This window comes from Salinicoccus kekensis, assembly GCF_900220995.1.
GTDB classification, from domain to species: Bacteria; Bacillota; Bacilli; order Staphylococcales; family Salinicoccaceae; genus Lacicoccus; species Lacicoccus kekensis.
Map to the genome: position 1 here is coordinate 261640 of NZ_OBQF01000003.1, position 25937 is coordinate 287576.

Sequence of the window (25937 nt, forward strand, 5' to 3'; positions counted from 1 at the left end):
AGGAGTAATCATGGCTCGTAGACAACAACAAAGTCGTAAGCGTAAGGTGAAAAAGAATATAGACGCAGGAGTTGCGCACATCCGCTCAACTTTCAACAATACGATCGTAACGATCACAGATGAATTCGGCAATGCTTTATCATGGTCATCTGCAGGTGCGTTAGGATTCAAAGGCTCTAAGAAATCAACACCATTCGCAGCTCAAATGGCTTCCGAAACTGCTTCCAAAGCGGCTATGGAACATGGACTGAAAACAGTTGAAGTGACAGTCAAAGGTCCAGGTGCCGGTCGTGAAGCAGCAATCCGTGCATTGCAATCTGCAGGTCTGGAAATCACAGCGATCAAAGATGTGACACCTGTACCTCACAATGGTTGCCGTCCACCTAAACGCCGCCGTGTGTAAGTGCTTAATTTGTAACGTCAAATCAGTTATAATAGAACACATGGTTGTATAATATTTTCGGCGTTTAAAGGGAGGAAAAAACGAATGATTGAAATCGAAAAACCTAGAATTGAAACAGTCGAGGTGTCGGAAGATTCTAAGTTTGGTAAGTTTGTTGTTGAACCATTGGAACGCGGTTATGGAACAACACTTGGAAACTCCTTACGTCGCATTCTATTGTCATCTTTACCAGGTGCGGCTGTAAAAACGATTGAAATAGAAAATGTACTGCATGAATTCTCAACGATTGAGAACGTGGTGGAAGATGTGACCACGATCATTACAAACGTTAAACAACTTGCACTTAAGATTTATTCTGAAGAAGAAAAAACATTGGAAATCGATGTTTCAGGTGAAGGTGAAGTGAAAGCTTCCGATATCACACATGACAGTGATGTGGAGATCCTGAACCCTGACCTTAAGATAGCGACTGTCGCAAGCGGCGGACAGTTGAAGATAAGGATGATCGCCGACCGCGGCCGTGGGTACACCATGTCCGATGACAACAAGAATGAATTGTCAATTGGCGTCATTCCGGTGGATTCAATCTACACGCCTGTTGAACGGGTGAACTACACTGTGGAGAACACACGTGTCGGCCAGATGACCAATTTCGACAAGCTCACGCTTGACGTATGGACAGATGGATCAATCACACCGCAGGAAGCAGTATCGTTATCCGCCAAAATCATGACCGAGCACTTGAACATCTTCGTCGATATGACGGATGAAGCTCAAAACGTCGAAATCATGATTGAAAAGGAAGAGAACCAGAAAGAGAAAGTGCTTGAAATGTCCATCGAGGAGCTGGATCTTTCCGTACGTTCATACAACTGTCTGAAGCGTGCAGGAATCAACTCCGTCCAGGAGCTTACTGATAAAACAGAAGCGGACATGATGAAAGTCAGAAACCTTGGGCGCAAGTCCTTGGAAGAAGTTAAATTCAAGCTGGAAGACCTTGGACTGGGTCTCCGCAAAGAAGACTGATAAAGGAGGTTATTTCACATGGGCTACAGAAAATTAGGCCGTACATCAAGCCAGAGGAAAGCGATGCTGAGAGACCTTGCGACTTCATTGATCGTAAGCGAGCGCATCACTACGACTGAAGCACGTGCAAAAGAACTGCGCAGCATCGTCGATAAACTTATCACACTCGGTAAGCGTGGAGATGTCACAGCTAGACGCCGTGCAGGCCGTACAGTACGTGACGTCCAGATCCTTAACGAAGACGGAACGACTCAGGATGCACTTCAAAAATTATTTGATGATATCGCACCGCGTTTCGAAGACCGTCAAGGTGGATATACAAGCATCAAAAAATTGGGCGAACGCCGTGGTGACGGTGCTGAACTCGTCATCATCGAATTCGTTGAAGGTGCAGTGGCAGCTTCAGAAGATGCTGAATAATTAAAAGCAGTAGGAGTGTTACGATAGGGAGTCCAATCTCCTTGTCTAGCTCTACGTATCCTGCAGGCTATAAATGAATGATCGCGCGGCTCTATGCAGGGTACGCGCTTTTTTTTACATATAAAATGGTGGTGGAGCATATGATAAAAATCGACAATCTAACTTATCGTTATCAGGCGGACGGTCCCACGGCGCTTGATGAAATCTCCCTATCATTCAACAAAGGGGACTGGGTATCGGTCATCGGGCATAACGGCTCGGGCAAGAGCACACTTGTCAAAATACTGATGGGGATACTGGAAGGCTATACAGGTGAGATCACCGTGGATGGCGAAGCACTCACCCCGGATAATATCCAGGATTTCCGTGAAAGGTTTGCGATCGTCTTCCAGAACCCGGACAACCAGTTCGTGGGGGCGACGGTCGAGGATGATGTGGCCTTTGGCCTTGAGAACCAGGGGCTGCCCCGGGAAGTGATGATCGAAAGGACGGAAAAGGCGCTCTCTGCGGTCAATATGCTCGCATACAGGCGCCATGCCCCCGCAAGGCTTTCCGGCGGACAGAAGCAGCGTGTGGCGATCGCAGGGGCACTTGCGATGGAACCGGAGGTCCTGATACTCGATGAGGCGACTTCCATGCTCGATCCGGAAGGACGGAATGACATACTCGCCATACTCGATGAAATCCATAAGACGCGAACCACCACGCTCATTTACATCACCCATGATCTGAGCGAAATAGAAAAGAGTGATTACGCCGTGATCATGAAGGATGGCAGGGTCATCAATGAAGGATCGATCGAGCATATATTCAGTGATACGGACATATTGATTGAAAGCAGGCTTGTCCTGCCCTATCAGATGCAGATCTCAAGGGCGCTTCTCGACGGCAGGTACGTCACACATGATGAGCTGGTGGCACGCCTATGAAAATCACAGTGGACGGCCTCACCAGCATTTATCACAACAACACGCCATTTGAGCATACTGCGTTGAACAATTTCACCACGACATTCGAACCCGGCAAATATTACGCTGTCATCGGGCGGACCGGCAGCGGCAAATCGACGCTGATCCAGCATCTGAACGGTCTTCTGCTGCCGACAAGGGGGATCGTCCAGGTCGGTGACCTTACATTGAAACACCGGACGAAGCAGCGCGTCATCCATCAGGTGAAGAAACATGTCGGCATGGTGTTCCAGTTCCCGGAGCATCAGCTGTTCGATGAAACGATTTTGAAGGACGTCATGTTCGGGCCGCTCAATATGGGGCTCACTGAAGAAGAGGCGGAAGAACGGGCGGAGAAATACCTTTCACTGCTCGGCGTGCCTAAGCGCGCCTTCGGCCGTTCACCGTTCGATTTATCGGGCGGCCAGATGCGTAAAATCGCCATCGCCGGCATACTCGCGATGGAACCTGAAGTGCTGATCGTGGACGAGCCGACGGCGGGGCTCGACCCGAAGAGCCATATCGAAGTGATGCAGCTTTTTAAACAGATTCAGGAAGATTTCAATATCACGATCATCCTCGTCACGCATGATATGAACGATGTTTTCGAATATGCGGATGAAGTGAAGCTCCTTGCCGGAGGCGAATTGATCCGGGAGGGCAGGACGGAAGACATACTGACCGATGAAAAGCTTTTGACCGACCATCATCTCGAAATACCGGATATCGTCAGGCTCGTGCATGATCTGGAACGTAAAGGAGTGGTGTTCGAACGGATGCCCCGCAATACGGAAGCGTTCATCACATCGTACCGGGAATGGAGGGTTCAGCATGCTCAGTAATATGCTGCTCGGCCGCTATATTCCCGGGGACAGTGTGATCCACCGGCTCGACCCGCGGGCCAAGATCGTCTCCGTCCTTTTGATGATGATCATCATCTTCTTTGCGAACCACTGGACGGGTTATGCCCTCCTTGTGCTGTTCGTGCTCGGCATCATCAGAGTGGCACAAATCAACCTGTTCTTCCTGTTCAACGGATTGAAGATCTTATTGTTCATACTGATCTTCACGTTCCTGCTTCATATATTCTTCACAAGGGGCGGGACGACGCTGTTCGAATGGGGTTTCATACAGATCGACTCGGAAGGGCTCATCACGGGGATCTACATTACCGTGCGGCTCATCATGCTGCTCGTCATCACGACGATACTGACGCTCACGACGAGCCCAATCGAGCTGACTGATGCCATCGAGAAGCTGGGTGCACCGCTTAAGAAAATCAAGATCCCCATGCATGAACTTGCCATGATGATCTCCATCAGCCTCCGGTTCATACCGACGCTGATGGACGAGACGGAGAAGATCATCAAAGCACAGAGCGCAAGGGGCTCGACCTTCATGACCGGCAGGCTGAAATCACGGATCAATGCACTCATCCCCATCTTCATCCCGCTCTTCATCTCCGCCTTCAAGAGGGCCGAAGAGATGGCGGTTGCGATGGAAGTCAGGGGTTACACGGGTGAAGCGGGCCGTACGAGCTACCGCGAGCTCAACTGGCATCTGCGGGATACGGCAGCACTCATCGTCATCATCAGTTTCGGCGTATTATTATTTCTTGTGAGGGTGTGACACATGCGTATACTACTTAAGATGAGCTACAACGGGAAGGACTTCCACGGCTTCCAGTACCAGCACAACTACCGCACCGTGCAGGGCGTGATCGAAGCGGCCCTCACGAAGATGCACAAAAGGCAGATGCGCATCCATCCCGCATCCCGCACCGACCGCGGCGTCCATGCACTTGAACAGTACTGCCATTTCGATACGGACCTCGGGCTCACCACCGGCAAATGGCACTATATACTGAACAGGAACCTGCCTGCAGACATCAGCATCAACGAAGTCGCCGAGATTCCGGAGGACTTCCATGTGAGGTACCACTCTAAAGGCAAGACGTACAGGTACAGTGTCTACACGGCAGACACCGTGAATCCGTTCTTTTACGGACTCAAGACCCATTACCCGCATGAGTTGGACAAGGAACGGATGCTTGCCGCCATGCAGCCGTTCCTCGGCACACATGACTTCACGAGCTTCTCGAGCGCCAAGGCGGAAATCGTCAATAAAGTCCGCACCATTACGGAATTCCGCATCGAGGAGACGGAAGCAGGCTTCGACTTCATCATCTCAGGCTCTGGCTTCCTGTACAACATGGTCCGGATCATCGTCGCCTATATCGTCGAAGTCGGCGCAGGCAGAAGGAAACCGGAAACCGAAGCCATCATACGGCAGAAAGACCGCACGATCGTTCCGAGGACCGCGCCGGCGGAAGGGCTGTACCTCGAGAAAGTCCACTTCGACGGGGCTTTTGAAAAGTAACAAAATCCACAATTCATATTGACAAAATGAAGGATTAGTAGTATTATAAACAACGGTATAATTTTATATCATTCCAACGATAAGCCCCGGAAACTTATTGTGAAGTGTATATAGAGTATAAACGAGATTTTTTTATTTAAAGGGAAATTTTTGTGTAAACAGGAGGAAAAATTATGCGTCAGACATTCATGGCAAATGAAGCGAACATTGAGCGCAAATGGTATGTAATCGATGCTGAAGGGCAGACACTAGGTCGCCTGTCATCAGAAGTGGCATCCATCTTACGCGGTAAATATAAACCAACGTACACACCACATGTCGACACTGGTGATTATGTAATCATTCTTAACGCTGGTAAAATCGAAATGACAGGTAACAAAGCACAGGACAAAATGTACTACAGACACACTGGATATATCGGTAACATGAAATCAATTTCAGCCGGTGAACTCAGGGAGAAAAACCCTGTACGTCTTCTGGAGAAATCCATCAAAGGCATGCTTCCAAAAACGTCACTTGGACGTAAGCAGGCGAAAAAACTTTTTGTGTATGCTGAAGACAGCCATCCACACGAAGCACAACAACCAGAAAGCTATACGCTTCGCGGATAAGAATAGGAGGGAATTGATTAAATGGCTAAAGTAGAATATTATGGAACAGGTCGTCGTAAAACATCAGTTGCACGCGTACGTCTAGTACCGGGAGAAGGAAATGTTACGGTCAATGGCCGCGACATGAGAGAGTACCTCCCGTTTGAAAGTCTGATCCTTGACTTGAACCAACCGTTCTCAGTTACGGAAACAGAAGGTAACTACGATGTGAAGGTCAACGTCAACGGCGGTGGATTCACAGGACAGGCACAGGCAATCCGTCACGGAATCGCAAGAGCACTCCTTGAAGCGGATCCTGAGTACCGCGGTCCACTTAAGAGAGCAGGACTCCTTACACGTGACCCACGTATGGTTGAGCGTAAGAAACCAGGTCTTAAAAAGGCACGTCGTTCACCACAGTTCTCAAAACGTTAATATTTGTTTATATATTGAAAGATCCCTTTTCGAAGGGGTCTTTTTTGTGTTGGATGCAACAAAAAGAGCCCGGTCACCTTTCAAGATCAACCGGGCTCTGCTTTCAAGTATATTGTATTATGTCAAAACTTTGACCTGCACATCTGTATCGATATGCTCTTTTTCACCAATCTCCTGCTCAACGGAGCCGAACGGCATTTGTGCAAGCATCTCATATGATTCCGGCAGGTTGAACATTTCTTTCGTACCTTTGTCGAAGCCCTGCTCATAGCCGACGTTGAAGTGCTGCAGGCTTGCGCCCAGGTCCATTTCAGCCAGAGCCAGCCAGACAGCGTATTGAGCGTTTGCGTTGTTGTTCTGCTTGTATGCTTCCTGACGCGCACCCTGTGCAGGCATTACTTCAACGGCTTCTTTATCTTCAAAGAACAGGACTGTGCCGATGCCTTTCTTGGCACCTGTCATGACGCCTGACATCATGTCCCACATTTCACCTTCAAGGACGTTTTTTTGAACATCATATATATGGTCCCAGAATTTATCATTTGCTTCATCGAATAACACAACAACCCTCGTTGTCTGGCTGTTGAAAGCTGTAGGAACCTGCTTCACGACCTCGCGGATTCTATTTTCAATATCTTCTTTTGAATACTCACTGTCCGTCCCCAGTGCATAGACTGTACGGCGTTTTTCCACTAAATCTAAAAATGTCGACATTTTCATTCTCCTTTTGTATTAAACTGATGTTATTTTCAATTTGAACGGAAATAAAAGCATCCCGACCACATTAATATCTTAGGATATTTGAAAACACATATCAAAGTAATCAGCTCGGGTTTCATTAAATGAAACTTTTTTGAGAGCTCTTGGAAGCATCCTCTGTTTATTTTAATTTCCTGAGTCTAAGACTATAATGATGTTGGTGAATAATATACTGCAAAACTTTTTAAATAATGAAAAAAATTCAGCTTTGTGTCATAATACTTAGAAACATGGATATTTTATTTAAAGTGTTCAGTGAAATCAATAATGGGAGTGTAAGAGTGGATAATATTACTTTTTATAATTGTGAAGGAAAGCCTGTGGCTTATACGGATGATGAGGAGCATATATACTTATTTTCCGGTGAGCCTGTAGCTTACTTCAAGGATGAATCTGTTTATGGATTTAACGGAAAGCATCTGGGACGCATCAGTGATGGATGGATCAGGGACAACAAAGGATGCTGTGTATTCTTTGCCGATGAAACTTGCGGCTCGGGGCCGACCAGGCCGGTGAAGCAGCTTGAACCGGTAAAGGGTGTCCAGAGTATCAGACCTGTTAAATCGGCTAAACAGAGCAAGCCATTCAGGCCGGCGGAGTCCTTAAGCTGGTCAGCCATGTCATCCGAGAAGTTTTTCTACCAGTAATGTCAAAAAGGGATATATCCATTTCCTGAAACTTAATAAGTAGTGAAGACTCCTGTTAAAGGGGTCTTCTTTTCGTCTATACCGAGAAGCTTGAAATTATTTCTATTGTACAACATGTGGTACAATAGAAAAAAGGAGGGATGGATATGTCGGTTACAACTTATTCCAATGCCCGTAAAAACTTCAAAGCATTGATAGAACAAGTCAATGCGGACAGTGATGCCATTACAATCACCACAAAAGATAATAATAATGCAGTGTTGATTTCTGAAGCGGAGTATAATAAATTTGTAGAAACAATTTACCTTCTGCAGAACCCGGCCAATGCGAAGCATTTGGCAAAGTCCATGGAACAGTTGGAACAAAGTGAGGTCAAAGAGGTTTCCCTCGATGAGTAAACTAAATATCTTATTTACCCATGAGGTTTTTGAAGACTATAAATACTGGCAGCGTACAGATAGGAAGCACCTTAAGAAAATCAATGACCTGATTAAAAGTATTGATCGGGAGGGTGTACTGAACGGTATAGGTAAACCTGAAAAGTTGAAAGGTAACTTAAGCAGTTTTTACAGTCGGCGTATAGACAGCGAACATCGCCTGGTATACAAAGTCACAGAAAGCCAGATACAGATCATTTCCTGCAGATATCATTACAAGTGAAAACAGTGGGCACTTTATAGACTGCCGACTTTCTCAAAGAAGCCACTTTCGATTAAAAATACCTTCTGCCCCAGCTGGGGCAGAAGGTTATTTATGTGGGGAGCATTTTCCTTCATGATGTCGAGCGTGATCATATAAGCAACAATTAAATGTTCTCAGCATCCACTGACTCACCATTGATATAAAAATTCAGAGTGTACGCATCGAGATTGACATCAACGTCAATGCTGTGCAGCATCAATTCTTCCCCCGCACCGGGTTCCTCAAAATGGACATTCAATGCATCACCATCTTCATCCACCGTCCATTCCGTGCCGGTCTCCACATAAGCATATACAGTGATATCTGAATCCTCCGTCTCGATTACGAAGATATCTCCATACTCCGGTTCTTCGACCCCGGCCGATTCCAGCACCTCGACCGGCTGTTCCTCTCCATTGGAAACACCGGACTCACCGCATGCCGACAGAAATACCAACAAACTTGCAGATAATAAAAAATACTTGATTGGATGACCTCCCATCATTTTACAGTTTTCTATTATATCCATGCTGACACAGATATAGAGGCAAGGGAAGATAAAAGCTTTATGAATAAAAGGCCCTCACAGTTTGTGATAGTATGAAATTAATCGAATCAAAAGAAAACAGTGAGGGGGAGACAGGTATGTCTGATATGGTATTCAGGCTGGGGAAGAGGAAATACAGGGTGGACAGCGACTGGGCAGAAGACGCGGCACAATACATCAAAATGTATCGACTGTTTTGTATAACGATGGTCATATATACGTGCTGCAGAGGAGTGATCCATTTATGCTCGTCTTCACAACCGACGGTGAGCTGGTGGGTCGATGGCATGATGAAACGGTGACGGATGGGCATTACCTTGAAGTGGGACCTGACGGTGAAGTGTACGTAGTGGAAAGGGACCGCCACAGGATCCTCGTCTTCAATAAGCAGGGAGAATTGCTCCATACCATGGGTGGTGGGACCGAACCTGGAGATGTGGGGGAGCCGTTCAACCACCCGTCGGATATCAGCTTTTTTAAAGATGGAGATATTTTCGTGGCGGACGGTTACGGCAATGCGCATGTCCACCATTTCAATGGTACAGGTAAACTGCTTAACACGTGGGGTGGTCTTGGGACGGAGGCAGGCCGCTTCATGACACCTCATGCTATTCTGGTCGACCAAAAAGAGAGGGTGCTGGTGACGGACCGTGAGAATAACCGTGTGCAGATCTTCAGCCGGGACGGCACTTATTTGAAGGAACTGAACAACGTGTTCCATCCGATGGATATATGTGAAGACGATGAGGGCTTCATCTACGTTACGGATCAGGTCCCGTCCCTCCATGTTTTCAACACTGAAGATGAGTTCATCGGCAGATGCCGGACGCTCGGCACTTTCGGACATGGCATCACCGTCGATTCCCGGGGTGATATTTATATTGCGGAGATGCTGCCGGACGGACTGACAAAGCTGACGGGTCTCTGATTCATATATTACTTTAAGGAGGTCAGGCCATGATCAAGGAAATGGACCGGTTTTTGGGACATCCCTCAGGCGGTCTGAATGATTATATTTCAAGCTATATGAAGCGGGTGCCTTTTGAGAACATCGACGTTCAGAATAAAGTACCCATATCAGTCGAACTTGAGGACATATTCGATAAAATCATTACACGCGGGCGCGGCGGTTTCTGTTACGAGATGAATACGCTGTTCAGACGTTACTTAAATGCCAAGGGTTATTATGCTTACAATGTATCAGCGACGGTGAAGAATTCGGATGGCTGGACGCGTGAAGGGAGCCATATGTCGACACTGGTGAGGTCGGATGAATTATATGTGGCCGATGTCGGTTTCGGCGACCTGCCTGTAAAAGCCATGCCGATCCGGCCGGCTGAAGAAGCGGTCGTCATTGATGATGTGAACGGCCGGTACCGTGCAGTTGAAACGGACGGTGGATTCGAAGTGCAGATGGATAGGGGACAGGGGTTTGAAACATTGTACAGAGGCGGTCTCACACCAAGGGAAATTGAAGCATTCCAGGATAACCTGGAGTACAACCAGCATCACCCGGACTCCATATTCGTCAGGAAACTGATCATTACCCAGCCTAAGAGTGACGGCCGTGTATCCATGTCGGAAAGCAGTCTGACGATCACGCAGGACGGTAAAACAGAAAAGTATGACGTGAACGGACGCAATTACCGAAAGTTTTTAAAGGAATACTTCGATCTGGATGTCGAGATAAAACGGTTTGAGAAATGAAGTAAGCGCACCTGCCGGCGGCAGATGCGCTTATTTCATTGATGTTTACAGTGAACTGATGCGTTCATGGTCTTCTGTTGTCAGTTCGAAGTCGAAGATATCCAGGCTCTGTGCCTGGCGGTCTTTATTGTGCGATTTCGGGATGACGATGACCTCACGTTCAATCTGGTAGCGCAGGACGACCTGAGCAGCCGTCTTGTCGTACTGTTCGCCGATTTCTGTAAGAATCTGCTCTGCTTCACCTTCGATGCCGCCGAGCGGGCCCCATGCGACGGTCGCAATGCCATTCTTATAATTGTGACCGATCAATTCATCATTCCAGTTTCCGACGTTGGATTTAATCTGGTTCACTGTCGGTCTGATGTTCCCTTTTTCAAGAATCAGATCGATATGCTCTTGCTCAAAATTGGACACTCCAATAGATTTGAATACACCGCGTTCATAGTAATCTTCCAAAATCCCCCATCCTTCCACTATCTCATCGTGGTCCTCCCACGGGAAGTGGATGAGGAATGAATCCACATAGTCAGTCTGCAGTTTTTTCAGGCTTTTCTCGATTTCTGCATGGGCCCACTCCGCACCTTTGTATCCATCCTTTGTATTCAGCTTCGTCGTGATGAAGAATTCTTCACGCGGGACCGAAGACTTCGCGAGACCTTTCCCGACGACTTCTTCGTTATTATACAATTGTGCTGAGTCGAAATGGCGGTAGCCGTTTTCAATCGCCCAGTCGACTTCCTCAGTGTCACCCCGAAGGGCACCTGAAAACTGGTTGCCTTCCTTGCCGTAAGTGTTTGTACCGCTGCCGACGATCGGGATTTCCACTTCATCATTCAATTTAATATGCTTCATGTTATTCCTCCTATGTTGTAACTCTCACATTGGCTATACCCGGAGGCAGTCACAATCAATCTGTTCATACTTCCCTCTCAACGGGGCTGTGCTTTTTCAACTCATCCAGCTCGCTTTTTACCGAAAAATGATGAAATATGGTCAGGGCAAGCACGATGGCACTGAGCACGTTGACAAGGAGTGTACCGCATAAAAGCAGTTTATTGGTCATAAGGGGTCACCTCTTTTGACTAGTATTGATTTAATGGAGTGCTTTTACATATAAGTTACCCGGCTGAATGGACGTTAACCATGGAGTTGCAGCCATCTTTTTTCAATAGACTCTTTCGAATTCCTCACACACCACTTTGATTTTTTCATCGAAGGCCATGCCGTGCCTTGCGTATTCCCCCTTGAAGAATTCTATATGGGCTTTGCGCCAATATTGGAGGGAACGGTCGCCTTCGCCCTCCTTCCATGCAAAGTCCTCATCCACTTCATCGAACGGCATTACATTGACGCGGGTCGTCCGTATGATGCAGACGGCCTCATCTTTAGAATTCATGATGATGTTGAAATCGCCGGGCTTCGGCAGCGGCTCATTTTCCAGTTCGTAAAGTGAATAGGCCGATGCTGTTGCTGTCTTGATGCCTTTCAATGTCAAATCAGCAAGATCATCCGGCGCAGCGCCGTAAGACCATGCGACATATGTGTCACCTTCATGTTCCGGATACCCCCTTAAAAATTCTTTCCATAGTTTTTCCGCTTCCATTCCTTATCCTCTTTTCTTCATAATCATTTACTGTAATGATAGCACTGCTTCATACATCTGACATTGATGACGATGATTCATTTTATTTCTTAAATTTATATAAATCATAAAAAGTTGTTTCGTCACGTGCAGCCCGTGGAATACTAAAACATACTTTAATTATGAGGTGCTAGAAATGAATATCAATACAAACGACTATAAAGTGGTATCAAATAAAAAGTTCAACCTGGAAGATTATCCTTCCAAGGTTGATCCGGGCCTCCCTGAAGACGATATAAAAGAACAAATCATCCCGGACCTGGTGAAGCAGCTGAAGGAATGGCACTGGAAATTGTTCGCTGAAGAAAAGGCGGGTGTCATGGTCGTCCTCCAGGCACTGGACGCCGCAGGCAAGGATGAAGCGATCAGCTTTGTGTTCTCCAACTTGAATGCACAGGGGCTTCGGACGATGTCCTTCAGCAAGCCGAGTGAGGAGGAGCGGAAACATGACTATTTATGGCGGATGCATTCAGGGACACCGGAGCGTGGCGAGATTTCGCTGCTGAACCGTTCCTACTATGAAGAAGTCATCTACAGGCAGGTTCATGAAGATATCGAAAATGATGAGTATCCGACCAATACGGAACCTGAAGACATGTGGCCGATGAGATATCGTCAAATCAATAATTATGAACGCTATCTATATGAGAACAATATGCATGTCATCAAATTCTTCTTCAATGTCAGTAAGGATGAGCAGAAGGAAAGGCTTCTCAAGCGGATGAAGTCGGAAGACATGCAGTGGGAGTTCTCATTCAATGATGTGAAGGAAAGGGAATACTGGGATGAATACCAGGAAGTGTTCCAAAGCGTTCTGAGAGAGACCGCGAGCGATATTGCACCCTGGTATGTCCTGCCTGCCGATAACAACTGGTATTCAAGGGCGGTCATCGCCAAAGTGATGATTGAAAAGCTTGAAGAAATCAATCCTAAATTTCCTAAAATAGATGATGATAAGAAAAAAGAGCTGGATGAGTATATCGAAAAACTGGAAAATGAGTAACACCCACAAAAGAGAAGCACTTCCCGTCAGGGAAGTGCTTCAGTGTGTTTAAGGGTTGTTCGACCACAGGCCTGCATTTTTCAATACGACACGCGGGTTCAGTTTCAATTGTGCGACCATCAGTTCCGCCATATCTTCCGGCTGCATGACTTTCTCCGGGTTGCCGTCTGTAAGGTTCAGTTCGACCGCCATATCAGTTGCGACCGTGCTCGGCGTCAGTGTCGTGACACGGATATTCTTCTTGCGCACTTCCATCATCAGTGACTCGCTCAGTCCGTTGACTGCCGCTTTTGAAGCGGAATATGCACTTGTGACGGGTCCGCCCTTTTGACCGGCGGTGGATGAAATGTTTATGATATCGCCTGTTTCGCGTTCAAGCATTTCAGGCAGCACTGCACGGGTCGTGTAATACAAACCATTGACATTGACGTTGATGATATTCGTCCATTCCTCAGGAGTGAGATCCATGAAGTTTCCGAACTTTGAAATACCGGCATTGTTCACAAGTATGTCGATTGGACCGAGTGCATTGCGGATGGATTCGACCGCAGAAGTGATGGCATCGATATCAGCCACATCGGCTGCAGCGGTCGCTGTCTTCACGCCATACTGCTGAAGCTCCTCTGCAACACGCTCCAGGTTTTCTGGCGTACGCCCGACAAGTCCGACGTGGACACCTTCTTTGGCAAATGCGATTGCGGTTGCACGCCCGATGCCGCGGCCCGCACCTGTGATGAGTGCCACTTTACCTTCTATTTTCTGCATTTATACTTCTCCTTTGCAAATTACTTTCTAATATATCTAACCACAGGATTTTCTGATTGTGAAGAATTTCGGCTCAATATCCTCTTTAGTTTAATGATCTCAGTGTTCTGTAAAATCAATTAAATTTATTTCGGAAACCGTCGCACAATATATTGAAGGAGCTATCTACAATAACTATGGGAGAAGACAGTCCCGAGGTACTATACGTAAAGTGAGGGGATTCAGTTTATTTGTGACCCTCTCAAAACTCCAATAGAATGAAGGTGGACTATAAAAGGAGTTGAGCTTTTGATGGAACCTTTGTACGAGACAACGATGATCAACACAGGCGGCAGGGACGGCGAAGTACACAGCGAAGACAAGTCGTTTTCATTGAATGTCAAACAGCCGAAGCAGATGACCGGTGAAGACACGAAAGAGACGAACCCGGAACAGCTTTTCGCGGCAGCATACAGTGCGTGCTTCAACAGTGCCCTTGATGGTGTCTTAAAGAAAGCGAAGGTTGAGAACACCGGCCGCGTGGTCAAAGCGACCGCCAAACTCTTGAAAGATGAAGGAGACGGCGGCTTCAAGCTTGGCGCTTCGATAGAAGTGGAATTTGAAGACGTGGATACGGACAAGGCTCAGCAGTATGTGGAAGATGCGCATAAATTGTGCCCGTATTCAAAGATGGCCCGCGACGGCATTGAAGTGGAATTGAAAGGTACAACTAAATAATAAGAAATGGAAAAGAGGAATCCGCGGGATTCCTCTTTTTTTATGACCTGTAAATATGTTTTCTATATGCTAAATCGATTAATGCAATCACTAATTCTTCATCTTCTATTCATATTTCATCGGAAAAACCCAGTTCTGCCTTAGCTTCTTCCCATGAGACGAATTCAGTATCATCATTTTCCATTATCTTCATAGCTTTTTTGAACATTTCTTTGTCGACTTCTTCATCGAGCTTTTCTGAAATGAATTCTCTAATATAAGCGGACATGTTCGTGTTTTTGGCCTCGACAATACCGCGCAGGATTTCTTCCTCTTCCTTTTCTAATCGTATTGTAATACTCATCACCACACCTCCGGTATCTTGTAAGACGATTGTAGTACAATAATGTTTTTTCCTCAAAAACTTTAACGTTTTTTAGACGATAAGTGCAATCATCGCAATCAGGATGCCGGTGAGACCCATCCTGATCGAGAAGCCGATATTCATTTTTGTGATTCTGTATGGATTGATGCCCATGCTCTGTGCGGTCATGGTCGCATTAACGCCGTAAGGTGCAGCGGCGGATATGCTCATGCCGCAGACGACCATGGCAATGCTGATGGAAAGTGCATTTTCAGGCGTCAGGACAGGGACCAGCACTTCCGCAAGTATGGCGAGTGCCGCAACCGGATGTACCCCGATCATGGCGAGGCCGTAGATTACGACCATGATCAGCAGAAGTATCAGTATCAGGAATGAATCGACATAACCGAAAACCTGCTGCATCATCTCCGGGACGGCACTGCTGTTGAAGCCGCCGGAGAAGATGCCGAGCGACAGGAATAGAACAGAGAAGTTCTGCATATGATTGTTGTGGTTCTTCCACGTTTTCCAGCCGGTCTTCATGAAGATCGGCAGACGTATCATGACAAATGCCGCAGCGAAGGAGAACGGGAGGATGATCAATGCAATCGTCATGACGAAGCCTAAGTCGGAGTTCACATTGAAGAACATCACGACAGCGAGGAAGCTGACCAGCAGAATCACCATTTTGATGATGGAACTGCGGAGAGCCCTGCTGTTGATCTCATCGAACGGCGCGTCGATCGTTATGCCTTTAAATTCGCGCCGCGTCAGCAGAATCTCGGTCAAGCCGACGATGATCGAGGTCAGGAGCAACCATGGGAGCAGGGCGAAGTACGACACACCCGTCGAGTCGACCGTAAGGCCGACGATCACTTCGAGCGGACTCCAAATGACCGCAAGCGCGAAGGCCCGGAGGGTAGCTTTGATGATGAATCGGTTCATGAAGCCGACCGACTCATTTTTGAACAGATCACGCAATATATTCTGGATGATGTATATGGCGGATATGTTCAGGAAGATTGCGAGAAAGTAAGAGGTCACGACACTTCTGCCGTAGATTTTCTCCACTTTGTTTGCCTCATCCTGGATCATTTGCGTGATGCTTTCATCAAGCCCTCCCACTTTTACGACCACACCTATCCACGGTAAGAGGCTGAAAAACAAAAGAAGCGGGAGATTGCTTGTCGTATTGCTGATGATTTCACCGATGCTTCCGCCGGCTGTGAGCGTGAAGATGGCGCCCGCCGCAACGAAGAGGCCGCCGATCATTTTGAACAGCCTGGAACTGAAGAGCCAGGAAATGACCAGCACGCCGGCCGCCAAGTAGTTCACGAGTTGTCCAAGTACCCCGATACCGCTGAAGAAATAGATGAGGAACAGGACGAACAGAGTGGCATATATGTAAAAGAAGTTCCTTAATATGGTCTGATTATATAGGATACTCAATGTAAGACCCGCTTTCAGAATAATTTCTATGGAAGAAGATTTATCAATATGCTTATTAATTATAAGATAGATAGACGGACTTTGACAGAGCCGTTTAATTATTCTGAAAAACACAGAATACGAAGTCATGTGAGGATTTATATACCTTCACAGCAGATTAAAGGATAAAAAATACCACCATTTCAGGTGGCGAATCTCTATATTCTGTTATCCAAATCTCTAATTTTAATATAATCTTCTAGACTAATGATAACTTCCACATTGGAAATACCCGCTTCTCTCAACAATTCATCGAGTACCTCATAACGTTTTAAGGAATCATCATATATTTTATACACTTTTCAACCTCTTTTTCGTCAATTCATAGAGGCGTTCATTTTTCACATTGGATGTTAAAATGTTAAGCTGTTTGGCATACTGTTCGTTGTCGTCCACCCGTTCTTTCACTGTGAGTCTTCCTGGATGCCTGAGCAGATAACGGAGCACTTCTTTCTCTTCTTCAGTCCGTATATCATTATTTCCTTTTTTTACATATTGCACCTGCAACCATTGTAAATACAACTTTTTCATTGCCAACCGAACCATTTTAACACCTCCCTGAGTTAATCTATCACTCATTATTATATACCCTTTATCGTGTAATTTTCAACTTTTGCTCTTTGCCGAATTAATTTGTGATTTCCGATTATTTGAAATATACGTAAGAAAGCAACTAGAAGATTCCAATAAGAGTATGGTAATTGTGAAACGGGGACGGGAGGCTGTTTCTTGCTTCAATCCCGTTTACTGTCAAGCTTCCTCCAAATGCGCTATTATAAAATTAAAAGCTGATTAAGGAAGATACATATGAAATTTAAATTCTTCAGGCCGTTTTTCGTCCTGAGTATGGGGATCATGTTCCTCACATCATTATTCGTAGATATACCGGGCATTGAAGTCGCGATCGCCATCTTCACCGCTCTTACGCTGTTCAGTTATCTGCCGTACTTGAGCAGGGTGCCGCTCACGGTCGTCATCATACTGAACGTGACCGCCGTAATTTTTTATATCATCGGCGGCACTATGGATGATGTCATTGAAGGACTTCTGATGAACACGGCAGTGCTCATGATTTTCATATTCGTACCTCTCTTATCCATCCCGATCACATCACCGAGATACTTGAAGGACATCACGGGGATAATGAAAACGTCTTTTAAAAATACGAAGCAGTCCTACAACGCCTTGAAGCTTGGGACATTTTCCATCGGCGCGGTGCTGAATGTCGGTACGCTGCCGATACTCTACTATCTGACCGACACCGAGCAGTTCAAAGACCACAAAGTGATGCGCATGGCGGCGCTGAACCGCGGTTTCGCACTCTTATTCGCCTGGTCGCCGTACTTCATCTCCATTGCGGTCGTCCTGTCGTACTTCGAGGTCCAGTGGATCACCATCGCGGCTTACGGGCTCGCACTTGCGGTGATTAGCATGGTGGCTGAATGGTTTTTATTCAACAACAATAAATACTCTGAGATGCCGTCATCGCCTCCGGCCTACTACAATAAATGCCGGCTCATTGAACTCAGCGTCATAATGATCGGCATGACTGTGCTGATCATCGTTCTTGATGTATTCAGCGATTTTGCCATCGTCAATATCATCCCGCTCGTCGCCATCATCCTGTTCTTCATATGGACGCCCGTCATCGGCGGCGTCGAGAAAGTGGTGAGGGGGCTGAAGAGCTATACTCAGGAGCGCATACCGAAGATGGGTAACGAACTGCTTGTCTTCATCAGTGCCGGCGTATTCGGGACATCGCTCCTCGTCGTCGGTTTCGACACACTCCTGATCAATACGCTGGAAGCGGCGGGCGTGGACCATGTACTGCTGCTCATCCCGATATTCGCCGTGATGATCATCGGGCTCGCCTTTCTGAGTGTGCATCCGATTATCTCGATCACGATCGCATCCCTTGCTGTTCTCAGCATGGACATGGATGTGAGCGATCATTATTATATCGCGGTCGGTTTGCTGCTCAACTGGAGCGTTACGGTCAATTTGTCACCATTCACCGGTATCAACCTGTTGATATCAAGCCTTGCCGACCGGAGCATATTCACTTTGCCGAAGCATAACGTGCTGTACAGCCTGGCCCTGTGGGCAGCAGGATATGCACTGCTTGTAGTCATTTATTTTGTATAAAGAAAAATGTACCTCTAATTGATAGAGGTACATTTTTTAATTGTCCGGTATCACGAATGCCTGTTGATATATTCCACTGCCGATTTTGATAAAATTTTGGCGGCGATCAGCAGAGCCTCTTCATCGATATCAAATTTGGGATGGTGGTGCGGATAGGCATCTGTTGCACCTCTCGGCCTCGCCCCGGTGAAGAAGTAAGTGCCTTTGACCTTCTGCAGATAGTAAGAGTAATCTTCTGCGCCCATGAAAGGCTCCGTGATCTTGATTTCTTCCACTCCCGGGACATCCTTCGCAATTTCCATCACAAATTCCGCCTCTTCCTTATGGTTCACCGTCACGGGGTAGCCCCTTGTATATTTGTATTCATATGAAGCATGAGAGAGAAGGGATGTGCCTTTGACCACCTGCTCGATCTCTTCTTCGATTTTTGTGCGCACTTCTTCATTCAGCGCCCTGGATGTCCCGATAAGATGCGCTGTATCCGCAATCACATTATAGGGACCCCTGGCGTCAAATGAGCAGACGGATATGACTGCGGCATCCAGCGGGCTCACCCTCCGGCTCACGATCTGCTGGAGGTTCGTGACGACCTGGGAAGCGATCAATATGCTGTCTTTCGTCTCTTCCGGGACGGCACCGTGGCCGCCCTTGCCCTGGATGGTGATTTCAAATCTATCGGCCGAAGCCTGGAGCGCATCAGTGCGGTATTGGATTTCATGCAGCGGGACCTGTGCCTGAAGGTGCGTTCCGAAAATCACATCCACGCCGTCAAGGCACCCATCTTCAATCATGGCTTTGGCGCCGCCGGGCGGCAGTTCCTCGGCGTGCTGATGGATGAAGACGATATTGCCCTTCAGTTCGCTTTTCAATTTATTGAGTGCTTTTGCCGCACCGAGCAGGGTGGCTGTATGGCCGTCATGTCCACAGGCATGCATCACGCCTTCATTCACCGACTTGAAATCAAAATCGTTCTCTTCTGTAATGGGCAGCGCATCGAAGTCCGCCCTTAAGGCGACCGTCGGACCTTTCAGGTCCCCTTTTAAAGTCGCGACCACACCGTTTCCCCCGACTTTCTCCTTCACTTCGTGGCCGAGCTTCCTGTGATATTCTGTAATATACTTCGCTGTCTCGACTTCTTCAAACGACAATTCCGGATGCTTGTGCAGATGACGCCTGATATCGACAATTTCCCCGTAAAGCGCATCCAAATGCGAAAATAATTTTTCCATGGACAGGTCCCCTTTGCTTTTTTATCAGTAAAATTATACCATTATCAAAATATTTCGACAACGGAAAGGAGAGAGGTTTTATATTAATAAAATCCGGGCGGAAGATGTTATAATAAGACATTATGAACAGGAGGCGGCTTATGAAATATGTGGCGCTTGATATAGAAACGGCCAACCGCGAAAGAAGTTCGATCTGTTCGATCGGTATGGTCAAGTTTGAAGAAGGACAGATCGTTGATGAATTTTATACGCTGATCAACCCGGAGGATTATTTCTCCTACGCAAATATAGAAATACACGGCATCACGGAAGCGGATATCACGGGTGAGCCGACGTTTCCTGAAGTGAACAGTGATATTGAGTCATTCATCGGTGACCAGATAATGGTTGCATACTTTTCCCAATTCGACATGTACGGCATCCAGGATGCCTACAGGAAATACAGTATGGCGATACCGCCGCTCAATTACATCTGTTCCTACAGGCTGTCGAAAAGCTTATACCGGCTGCCGAACCATAAACTTGTGAACATGGCGAAATATTTCAATGTAGCCACCGACAACCACCATAATGCATTGGCGGATGCGAGAATGGCTGGGCACATCACGTACAATATCCTCAAAGACAATAATTTGAGCATAGAAGAGTTCAATGCCTACCACAATTATCAGCTGGGCACACTCGGCAGGAACGGCTATACGAAGAAAAGACGATCAAGATATTGAACATTCTCCTACCTGTTTAAATATAATCCTCCCGGGTAACATGATAAATGGATACTTAAAAACGAGGAGGCATATATATGGCAGATGAACGCGGCAATTATTTCGAGAAGCGGGCCGGTACGGATGATGCGCGCTACCATGTCGTGCCTGGCGATAAGAAGGATTGGGCAGTGAAGGAAGAAGGTAAAAATCCGCCGCTCAAAACTTTCGACAATAAGAATGACGCCATCGAGGATGCGAAGAAGCGGGCGGAGGAAGCCGGTTCAAAGGCGATCATCCATAGTGACAGCGGAGAGATTGAAGACCAGATCGAGTATGATCAGTAAAAACGACGGACCGTGTGCCTTCAGGGGCATACGGTTTTTATTTTGCACAAAAATAAAAGGCCCTTTTGGGGCCTTTCATGCTAAGGTCTAGCTTCTCTGTTTCACCCAGTTGATGATGCCGCCGGCGAGCATGATGTCGAGGTGTCTTTGTGTCATGCTGTGTCTGACCGGGATTTTCCTGCCGGATTCCTTCAGGGTGACTTCGAATGTGCTGCCACTCCTGATGTTGTCATGGATATTCCTGAATTCTATGATGTCGCCATGCTCGATCAGTTCATGGTCTTCCGGGTTGGCGAAAGTGAGCGGCAGTATGCCGAAGTTGATGAGGTTCTGCAGGTGGATCCGTGCAAAGTCCTTCACCAGGGCAACTTTCATGCCGAGGTAGCGCGGTGCGAGCACGGCGTGTTCACGGCTGGAGCCCTGTCCGTAGTTATGGCCGGCAACGATCATATGGCCGCTTTCTTCACGGATATCCAGTGCGCGGTCATTGTACGTCTCATCCACACCTTCGAAAGTGAATGTACTGATCATCTCGATGTTACTGCGGTACGGGAGGACCCTTGAACCGCCTGCGAGTATTTCATCGGTCGAGATGTTGTCCCCCATCTTGAGGATCACCGGTACGTCGAAGTTGTCTTCAATCGGTTCGAAATCAGGGATTTTCGAGATGTTCGGCCCTTTTTTGATTTCGACGCTCTGGTTATCCTCGGGCGGTGCTTCAAGCATCTCCAGTCCTTTTTCAGGTATTGCCGGTTCCTCGATTTCAGGATACGGGATATCGAGCGTCCTCGGGTCTGTGATGACACCGGTCAAAGCTGAAGCGGCTGCGGTTTCAGGGCTGCACAGGAAGACGCTGTCCTCCCTTGTCCCGGAACGTCCAGGGAAGTTCCTCGGCGTCGTGCGGAGGCTGTTCTGGCCTGAAGCCGGTGCCTGTCCCATGCCGATGCAGCCATTACAGCCTGCCTGGTGGAGACGGCCGGATGCGGACAGGAGGTTCGCGATATGACCGTTTTCTACGAGCTGCTGGAGCTGCTGCCTGGAAGTCGGGTTGATGTCGAAGGAAATACCGTTCGCCACCTGCCTGCCTTCCACAATCTTGCTTGCGATCGCAAAGTCGCGGTAACCCGGGTTTGCCGATGATCCGATATACGACTGGTAGATCGGATCCCCTTCGATTTCAGTCACCGGTACAACATTGTCGGGACTTGTCGGTTTTGCGATGAGCGGAACCAGTTCAGATAAGTTCACTTCATCGTGATCATCATATTCGGCACCTTCGTCCGCCTTCAGTTCCACCCATTCATGTTCACGCTTCTGTGTCGACATGAAGCGCTTCACTTCATCGTCCGACGGGAACACCGACGCGGTTGCGCCGAGCTCTGCACCCATATTCGCAATCACATGACGGTCCATTGCGGATAAGCTGTCGAGCCCCGGTCCGTAATACTCGATGATTTTGCCGACACCGCCTTTGACACTGTGACGGCGGAGCAGTTCCAAGATGACATCTTTTGCGCTGACCCATTCAGGCAGCTCGCCGGTGAGTTTGACACCCATGATGCGCGGCATCGTGATATGGTAAGTTTCACCCGCCATGGCCATGGCGACGTCGATACCGCCGGCACCCATTGCGAGCATACCCATGCATCCGTTTGCGCATGTATGACTGTCCGATCCGAGTAGCGTCTTGCCGGGTATGGCGAGGTCCTGCATATGGACAGGGTGGCTCACCCCGTTACCCGGCCTGCTGTAGTAGACGCCGAATCGCTGTGCGGCACTTCTTAGGAATATGTGGTCATCGGGGTTACGGTGGTCATCCTGGATCAGGTTGTGGTCGACGTACTGGGCGGACACTTCGGTCTTCACCCGGTCAAGTTCCATCGCTTCCAGCTCCAGCATCACCATCGTCCCCGTCGCATCCTGCGTGAGCGTCTGATCGATCTTAAGGCCGATTTCCGAACCCGGTGTCATCTCACCGGATACCAGATGGTCCTTGATTAACTTTTGTGAAACATTCAACTGCATTTCATACCCCTCCTGTAATATTCGCTTACGCTGTCGAAAAATCACTTGTACATATACTATTGCACTAAATCGGGAAAGGTAAACTGAAAACCAGGAATTTTCGTTGGTTCGCCTCCAAAAAATAAACCCCTTTACAGCGGGATGCCGTCCCGGTTATAAAAGGGTCATTCGTATACTTATATGATTATTGTCCAAAGACATTCTGATAAAAATCGTTTACAGTCAGATGAACCACTGGTTATAAACTGCTTCCCTGGCAGCTCCTAAATATTCAATGCCGCCTCCGGGCAGCAGGACTTCCGTGTTGCCGACACGGTCCGCAGTCATGACCCAGATTATAATAAATATGACAACGAGAAGCAGAAACATCCCCACTATCCATAACAAACCTTTCATCCATATCACCCTTGTCTGCTTTTTCTTAATTGTAGTGCAACGCCGGGTTGGTGTAAATGGAATGTTTTTCACTCCTGCATCCTCACTTGTTTCCATCTGCAGTTTTCAGGTTCGCAGACTGGGCATCAGGGTAAAAGATAAAATGATATATCAAAAGAGGACTGGAGGGGATATGATGGCGTTCGACTATGACCTCGATTTCGATTCGATTGATTTCAGGGAAAAGCCGGAGCTCTACCGTGTCGGCCGGGGTGAGCAGGGTGTGCTGCTCGTCGAGCCTTATAAAAGTGAGATCCTGCCGCACTGGCGGTTCAAGACCCCGGATATTGCGCGCGAGTCATCGGATAAGATTTATAAGATGTACGAGGAGTACAAGAAGAATGATGATTTCGTCGGCATGGACATGGCGAGAAAGTTTCTGCAGATGGGCTATACACGCTCCCGCCGCTATGCGAACTATAAAGGCGGACGGAAATATGATGAAGACGGTGAAGTGAAGGAGCGGCAGATTGATGAGGAGAAGGCGGAGTCTGCACGGATATTCGAAGAGAAATGGATCAAGGTCCGTGAGGATGAAGAGTATTTGAAATTGAAGAGGAAGCATCAAAAAGAATATGGATGAATTAATACAAGCAGCCGGTTCAAATATGAGCCGGTTATATTTTTATATCAATATATGCAATGGTGCATATATTTTGTCATTAAATCTGTTTATAAACATCATTTCTCTGATTATAAAGATAAATCCCATAATTTATAAGTAACTGCATAAATATATACAAACCCTTATGTACCAAAGTTTGCTGTAAGCACTGTCATGACAGCTTTGTAAGCGGTTGAAATTTCTGAAAATAATAGTAGACAACCGGGCATAAATATACTATATTTATCTCAGCTTACAGAGTTGAAAAACAAAGGGGATGTTTAAATGGAAGCTATTGTGACGTTTTTGAACGATATCGTCTGGAGCGCGGCACTCGTCATCCTGCTCGTTGTCGTCGGTCTTTATTTCTCACTCAGGATGAAGTTTTTCCAGGTACGGTATGTCATAGATATGGTGCGCCTGATGCTCGGCGGGCAGAAGTCTGCAGAGGGGATCTCAAGTTTCCAGGCCATTGCGGTGTCACTTGCCGGACGTGTCGGCACGGGTAACATCGTCGGTGTGGCTACAGCAATTTTCCTTGGGGGTCCTGGTGCGATCTTCTGGATGTGGCTCATTGCATTTTTAGGCGCGGGCAGTGCATTCGTCGAGTCGACGCTTGCACAGATTTATAAACAGAGGCAGGACGGTCAGTACCGTGGGGGACCTGCCTACTACATCGAAAAAGGGATCGGCGGCACATTCGGCAAGTACTATGCACTGTTATTCGCAGTAGTGACTGTCATTGCCTGCGGCATTTTGCTTCCGGGCATCCAGGCAAACTCGATATCAGGTTCTGCAACCAATGCATTCCCGGTTGAACCTTGGATGGTCGGCATCTTCCTGGTCATCATACTTGGGGCGGTCGTCTTCGGGGGAATCAGGACAATCGCGAGTGTTGCGACTGCAATTGTGCCGTTCATGGCCATCGCGTACATCATCGTTGCGGGTATCATCGTCATCATGAACATCGAACAGGTGCCTGGGCTTTTTGCACTGATCTTCAGAAGTGCATTCGGTCTTGAACAGACATTCGGCGGTATCGTCGGCGCCATGATCATGATCGGTGTCAAACGGGGGCTTTATTCGAATGAAGCGGGTCAGGGTACCGGCGCACATGCTGCCGGTGCGGCTGAAGTTTCCCACCCGGCGAAACAGGGGCTCGTTCAGGCGTTCTCCGTATATATTGATACATTATTCGTATGTACGGCGACAGCGCTGATGATCCTCATCACCGGCATGTACAACGTATCAGATGGTGCGGATGGACTGCTCATCGATAACAACGTCTATCAGGAAGCGGGCGACGGCACGCGGGATGTCAGCGGTACGGTGGCTTTCACACAGGCGAGCGTTGATAAAGCGTTCCATGGTCTCGAAGGGTTCACACCTGATTTCATCGGCTTCGGCACATACTTTGTCGCATTTGCATTGCTATTCTTCTGCTATACGACATTGCTCGCGTACTACTATATCGCGGAGACGAACCTCGTCTACATCACAAAGAACAAGGTACCTCTCGCCAAACCGCTGCTGGGTATCGCGCTGATCGCTTCAGCTTACTACGGCACAGTTTCCACGGCGGGTCTTGCATGGCAGTTCGGTGACCTGGGTGTCGGGCTCATGGCGTGGATCAACATCATCGCCATACTGCTCCTTCAGAAACCGGCCCTGCGCGCCTTCAAAGATTACGAACAGCAGTATAAACTCAAAAAACAGGGGAAAATCGAAGAAATCATCTATACACCGGATAAGGATATGAAGGGTGCGGACTTCTGGACGGTGGAATATCCGAAACGGAACGACCCGGAATATAAATATTCTGATGAGGTTGAAGAAGGTAAATAAAGAGAAATGCAGCTCCTGCATCCCGGATGGAATGACAATCCGGTATGCAGGAGTTTTTCTGTCCGGGTGCGGAAATCTTCTGTAGCCGGGTCAATTTTTTGATA

General features: G+C 47.5%; 34 protein-coding genes. 22 read left to right on the plus strand and 12 right to left on the minus strand.

Annotated features, from left to right (window positions below):
• The first annotated feature begins 10 nt into the window (after nt 1–10).
• The 9 genes from rpsK to rpsI all read left to right on the plus strand — a co-directional run bounded on the left by rpsK (nt 11) and on the right by rpsI (nt 6200).
• Nucleotides 11–403: a 30S ribosomal protein S11 gene (gene rpsK / locus CRN96_RS07885; protein ID WP_097040875.1), complete on the plus strand. Its 393-nt coding sequence runs from the start codon at nt 11–13 to the stop codon at nt 401–403.
• 84 nt (nt 404–487) lie between these two features.
• Nucleotides 488–1429, plus strand: coding sequence for a DNA-directed RNA polymerase subunit alpha (locus CRN96_RS07890; RefSeq protein WP_097040877.1), 942 nt, complete (start codon nt 488–490; stop codon nt 1427–1429).
• A gap of 18 nt (nt 1430–1447) precedes the next feature.
• Nucleotides 1448–1849 (plus strand): 50S ribosomal protein L17, encoded by a 402-nt coding sequence (gene rplQ / locus CRN96_RS07895; protein ID WP_097040879.1) that lies wholly within the window; start codon nt 1448–1450, stop codon nt 1847–1849.
• A gap of 140 nt (nt 1850–1989) precedes the next feature.
• Nucleotides 1990–2778, plus strand: coding sequence for an energy-coupling factor transporter ATPase (locus CRN96_RS07900; protein WP_097041057.1), 789 nt, complete (start codon nt 1990–1992; stop codon nt 2776–2778).
• The gene (locus CRN96_RS07905) at nt 2775–3638 is read left to right on the plus strand and encodes an energy-coupling factor transporter ATPase (RefSeq protein ID WP_097040881.1); all 864 of its coding nucleotides are present in this window, start codon (nt 2775–2777) and stop codon (nt 3636–3638) included. Before CRN96_RS07900 ends, CRN96_RS07905 begins: the two co-directional genes overlap by 4 nt.
• A complete protein-coding gene (locus CRN96_RS07910; RefSeq protein ID WP_097040883.1) occupies nt 3628–4425 on the plus strand; it encodes an energy-coupling factor transporter transmembrane component T family protein in 798 nt (265 codons plus the stop codon). Before CRN96_RS07905 ends, CRN96_RS07910 begins: the two co-directional genes overlap by 11 nt.
• A gap of 3 nt (nt 4426–4428) precedes the next feature.
• Nucleotides 4429–5175 (plus strand): tRNA pseudouridine(38-40) synthase TruA, encoded by a 747-nt coding sequence (truA, locus tag CRN96_RS07915; RefSeq protein ID WP_097040885.1) that lies wholly within the window; start codon nt 4429–4431, stop codon nt 5173–5175.
• A gap of 173 nt (nt 5176–5348) precedes the next feature.
• Nucleotides 5349–5786: a 50S ribosomal protein L13 gene (gene rplM / locus CRN96_RS07920; protein WP_097040886.1), complete on the plus strand. Its 438-nt coding sequence runs from the start codon at nt 5349–5351 to the stop codon at nt 5784–5786.
• Nucleotides 5787–5807: 21 nt separating this feature from the next.
• Nucleotides 5808–6200 carry a 30S ribosomal protein S9 gene (rpsI, locus tag CRN96_RS07925; RefSeq protein WP_097040888.1) on the plus strand — a complete coding sequence of 131 codons (393 nt, stop codon included), beginning with the start codon at nt 5808–5810 and terminating at the stop codon, nt 6198–6200.
• Between the two features lie 117 nt (nt 6201–6317).
• Here rpsI and CRN96_RS07930 read toward each other — a convergent pair whose 3' ends face one another.
• Nucleotides 6318–6914: a nitroreductase family protein gene (locus tag CRN96_RS07930; RefSeq protein WP_097040890.1), complete on the minus strand. Its 597-nt coding sequence runs from the start codon at nt 6912–6914 to the stop codon at nt 6318–6320.
• 275 nt (nt 6915–7189) lie between these two features.
• On the opposite strand from CRN96_RS07930, the gene CRN96_RS07935 reads away from it, so the two are divergent.
• From CRN96_RS07935 to CRN96_RS07945, 3 genes are all read left to right on the plus strand, one after another.
• Nucleotides 7190–7606, plus strand: coding sequence for a 4-fold beta flower protein (locus CRN96_RS07935; RefSeq protein WP_425442532.1), 417 nt, complete (start codon nt 7190–7192; stop codon nt 7604–7606).
• A gap of 146 nt (nt 7607–7752) precedes the next feature.
• On the plus strand, nt 7753–8004 hold the full coding sequence (locus CRN96_RS07940) for a type II toxin-antitoxin system Phd/YefM family antitoxin (protein ID WP_097040894.1): 252 nt from the start codon (nt 7753–7755) through the stop codon (nt 8002–8004).
• Nucleotides 7997–8266, plus strand: a complete 270-nt coding sequence (locus CRN96_RS07945; RefSeq protein ID WP_097040896.1) for a Txe/YoeB family addiction module toxin — start codon at nt 7997–7999, stop codon at nt 8264–8266. The genes CRN96_RS07940 and CRN96_RS07945 overlap by 8 nt, the downstream gene beginning before the upstream one ends.
• Nucleotides 8267–8411: 145 nt before the next feature.
• On the opposite strand, the gene CRN96_RS07950 is transcribed toward CRN96_RS07945, so the two are convergent.
• The gene (locus CRN96_RS07950) at nt 8412–8747 is read right to left on the minus strand and encodes a hypothetical protein (RefSeq protein ID WP_097040898.1); all 336 of its coding nucleotides are present in this window, start codon (nt 8745–8747) and stop codon (nt 8412–8414) included.
• 140 nt (nt 8748–8887) lie between these two features.
• On the opposite strand from CRN96_RS07950, the gene CRN96_RS13335 reads away from it, so the two are divergent.
• The 3 genes from CRN96_RS13335 to CRN96_RS07960 are packed head-to-tail and all read left to right on the plus strand — an operon-like array spanning nt 8888 to nt 10541.
• Nucleotides 8888–9136, plus strand: a complete 249-nt coding sequence (locus CRN96_RS13335) for a hypothetical protein (protein ID WP_218839922.1) — start codon at nt 8888–8890, stop codon at nt 9134–9136.
• The gene (locus tag CRN96_RS07955; protein WP_097040900.1) at nt 9079–9762 is read left to right on the plus strand and encodes a 6-bladed beta-propeller; all 684 of its coding nucleotides are present in this window, start codon (nt 9079–9081) and stop codon (nt 9760–9762) included. The genes CRN96_RS13335 and CRN96_RS07955 overlap by 58 nt, the downstream gene beginning before the upstream one ends.
• A 29-nt stretch (nt 9763–9791) precedes the next feature.
• Complete coding sequence (locus tag CRN96_RS07960; RefSeq protein ID WP_097040902.1) at nt 9792–10541, plus strand: arylamine N-acetyltransferase family protein; 750 nt, start codon at nt 9792–9794, stop codon at nt 10539–10541.
• A gap of 45 nt (nt 10542–10586) precedes the next feature.
• On the opposite strand, the gene CRN96_RS07965 is transcribed toward CRN96_RS07960, so the two are convergent.
• From CRN96_RS07965 to CRN96_RS07970, 3 genes are all read right to left on the minus strand, one after another.
• On the minus strand, nt 10587–11393 hold the full coding sequence (locus CRN96_RS07965; RefSeq protein WP_097040904.1) for an aldo/keto reductase family protein: 807 nt from the start codon (nt 11391–11393) through the stop codon (nt 10587–10589).
• A gap of 64 nt (nt 11394–11457) precedes the next feature.
• Complete coding sequence (locus CRN96_RS13260; RefSeq protein ID WP_179647149.1) at nt 11458–11604, minus strand: hypothetical protein; 147 nt, start codon at nt 11602–11604, stop codon at nt 11458–11460.
• A 102-nt stretch (nt 11605–11706) separates the two neighbouring features.
• Nucleotides 11707–12144, minus strand: coding sequence for an ASCH domain-containing protein (locus tag CRN96_RS07970; protein WP_097040906.1), 438 nt, complete (start codon nt 12142–12144; stop codon nt 11707–11709).
• A gap of 175 nt (nt 12145–12319) precedes the next feature.
• On the opposite strand from CRN96_RS07970, the gene CRN96_RS07975 reads away from it, so the two are divergent.
• Complete coding sequence (locus CRN96_RS07975) at nt 12320–13186, plus strand: PPK2 family polyphosphate kinase (RefSeq protein ID WP_097040908.1); 867 nt, start codon at nt 12320–12322, stop codon at nt 13184–13186.
• A gap of 48 nt (nt 13187–13234) precedes the next feature.
• Here the strand turns inward: CRN96_RS07975 and CRN96_RS07980 are convergent, their stop codons facing one another.
• On the minus strand, nt 13235–13951 hold the full coding sequence (locus tag CRN96_RS07980; RefSeq protein ID WP_097040910.1) for a 3-ketoacyl-ACP reductase: 717 nt from the start codon (nt 13949–13951) through the stop codon (nt 13235–13237).
• Nucleotides 13952–14239: 288 nt separating this feature from the next.
• Between CRN96_RS07980 and CRN96_RS07985 the strand changes: the two genes are divergently transcribed.
• A complete protein-coding gene (locus tag CRN96_RS07985; RefSeq protein ID WP_179647150.1) occupies nt 14240–14668 on the plus strand; it encodes an Ohr family peroxiredoxin in 429 nt (142 codons plus the stop codon).
• A 109-nt stretch (nt 14669–14777) separates the two neighbouring features.
• On the opposite strand, the gene relB is transcribed toward CRN96_RS07985, so the two are convergent.
• From relB to CRN96_RS08000, 3 genes are all read right to left on the minus strand, one after another.
• The gene (gene relB, locus CRN96_RS07990; RefSeq protein ID WP_097040914.1) at nt 14778–15011 is read right to left on the minus strand and encodes a type II toxin-antitoxin system RelB family antitoxin; all 234 of its coding nucleotides are present in this window, start codon (nt 15009–15011) and stop codon (nt 14778–14780) included.
• 72 nt (nt 15012–15083) lie between these two features.
• The gene (locus tag CRN96_RS07995) at nt 15084–16460 is read right to left on the minus strand and encodes a hypothetical protein (RefSeq protein WP_097040916.1); all 1377 of its coding nucleotides are present in this window, start codon (nt 16458–16460) and stop codon (nt 15084–15086) included.
• 330 nt (nt 16461–16790) lie between these two features.
• Nucleotides 16791–17000 carry a hypothetical protein gene (locus CRN96_RS08000; protein ID WP_179647151.1) on the minus strand — a complete coding sequence of 70 codons (210 nt, stop codon included), beginning with the start codon at nt 16998–17000 and terminating at the stop codon, nt 16791–16793.
• A gap of 306 nt (nt 17001–17306) precedes the next feature.
• Between CRN96_RS08000 and CRN96_RS08005 the strand changes: the two genes are divergently transcribed.
• A complete protein-coding gene (locus tag CRN96_RS08005) occupies nt 17307–18644 on the plus strand; it encodes a hypothetical protein (protein WP_097040919.1) in 1338 nt (445 codons plus the stop codon).
• Nucleotides 18645–18694: 50 nt separating this feature from the next.
• Here the strand turns inward: CRN96_RS08005 and CRN96_RS08010 are convergent, their stop codons facing one another.
• Nucleotides 18695–19873, minus strand: a complete 1179-nt coding sequence (locus tag CRN96_RS08010; RefSeq protein WP_097040921.1) for a M20 family metallopeptidase — start codon at nt 19871–19873, stop codon at nt 18695–18697.
• 140 nt (nt 19874–20013) lie between these two features.
• Here CRN96_RS08010 and CRN96_RS08015 point away from each other — a divergent pair, with 140 nt between their 5' ends.
• On the plus strand, nt 20014–20598 hold the full coding sequence (locus CRN96_RS08015; RefSeq protein WP_179647152.1) for a 3'-5' exonuclease: 585 nt from the start codon (nt 20014–20016) through the stop codon (nt 20596–20598).
• 77 nt (nt 20599–20675) lie between these two features.
• Nucleotides 20676–20924 (plus strand): DUF2188 domain-containing protein, encoded by a 249-nt coding sequence (locus CRN96_RS08020; RefSeq protein WP_097040925.1) that lies wholly within the window; start codon nt 20676–20678, stop codon nt 20922–20924.
• An 87-nt stretch (nt 20925–21011) separates the two neighbouring features.
• Here the strand turns inward: CRN96_RS08020 and CRN96_RS08025 are convergent, their stop codons facing one another.
• Both CRN96_RS08025 and CRN96_RS13340 read right to left on the minus strand, forming a co-directional pair.
• On the minus strand, nt 21012–22949 hold the full coding sequence (locus CRN96_RS08025; RefSeq protein ID WP_097040927.1) for an aconitate hydratase: 1938 nt from the start codon (nt 22947–22949) through the stop codon (nt 21012–21014).
• 222 nt (nt 22950–23171) lie between these two features.
• Nucleotides 23172–23441 (minus strand): hypothetical protein, encoded by a 270-nt coding sequence (locus CRN96_RS13340; RefSeq protein ID WP_218839923.1) that lies wholly within the window; start codon nt 23439–23441, stop codon nt 23172–23174.
• A gap of 79 nt (nt 23442–23520) precedes the next feature.
• Here CRN96_RS13340 and CRN96_RS08030 point away from each other — a divergent pair, with 79 nt between their 5' ends.
• Both CRN96_RS08030 and CRN96_RS08035 read left to right on the plus strand, forming a co-directional pair.
• Nucleotides 23521–23967, plus strand: coding sequence for a DUF4385 domain-containing protein (locus CRN96_RS08030; protein WP_097040928.1), 447 nt, complete (start codon nt 23521–23523; stop codon nt 23965–23967).
• Between the two features lie 306 nt (nt 23968–24273).
• Entirely contained in the window at nt 24274–25833 is a 1560-nt protein-coding gene (locus tag CRN96_RS08035; protein ID WP_097040931.1) for an alanine/glycine:cation symporter family protein, read from the plus strand.
• The last annotated feature ends 104 nt before the right edge of the window (nt 25834–25937 follow it).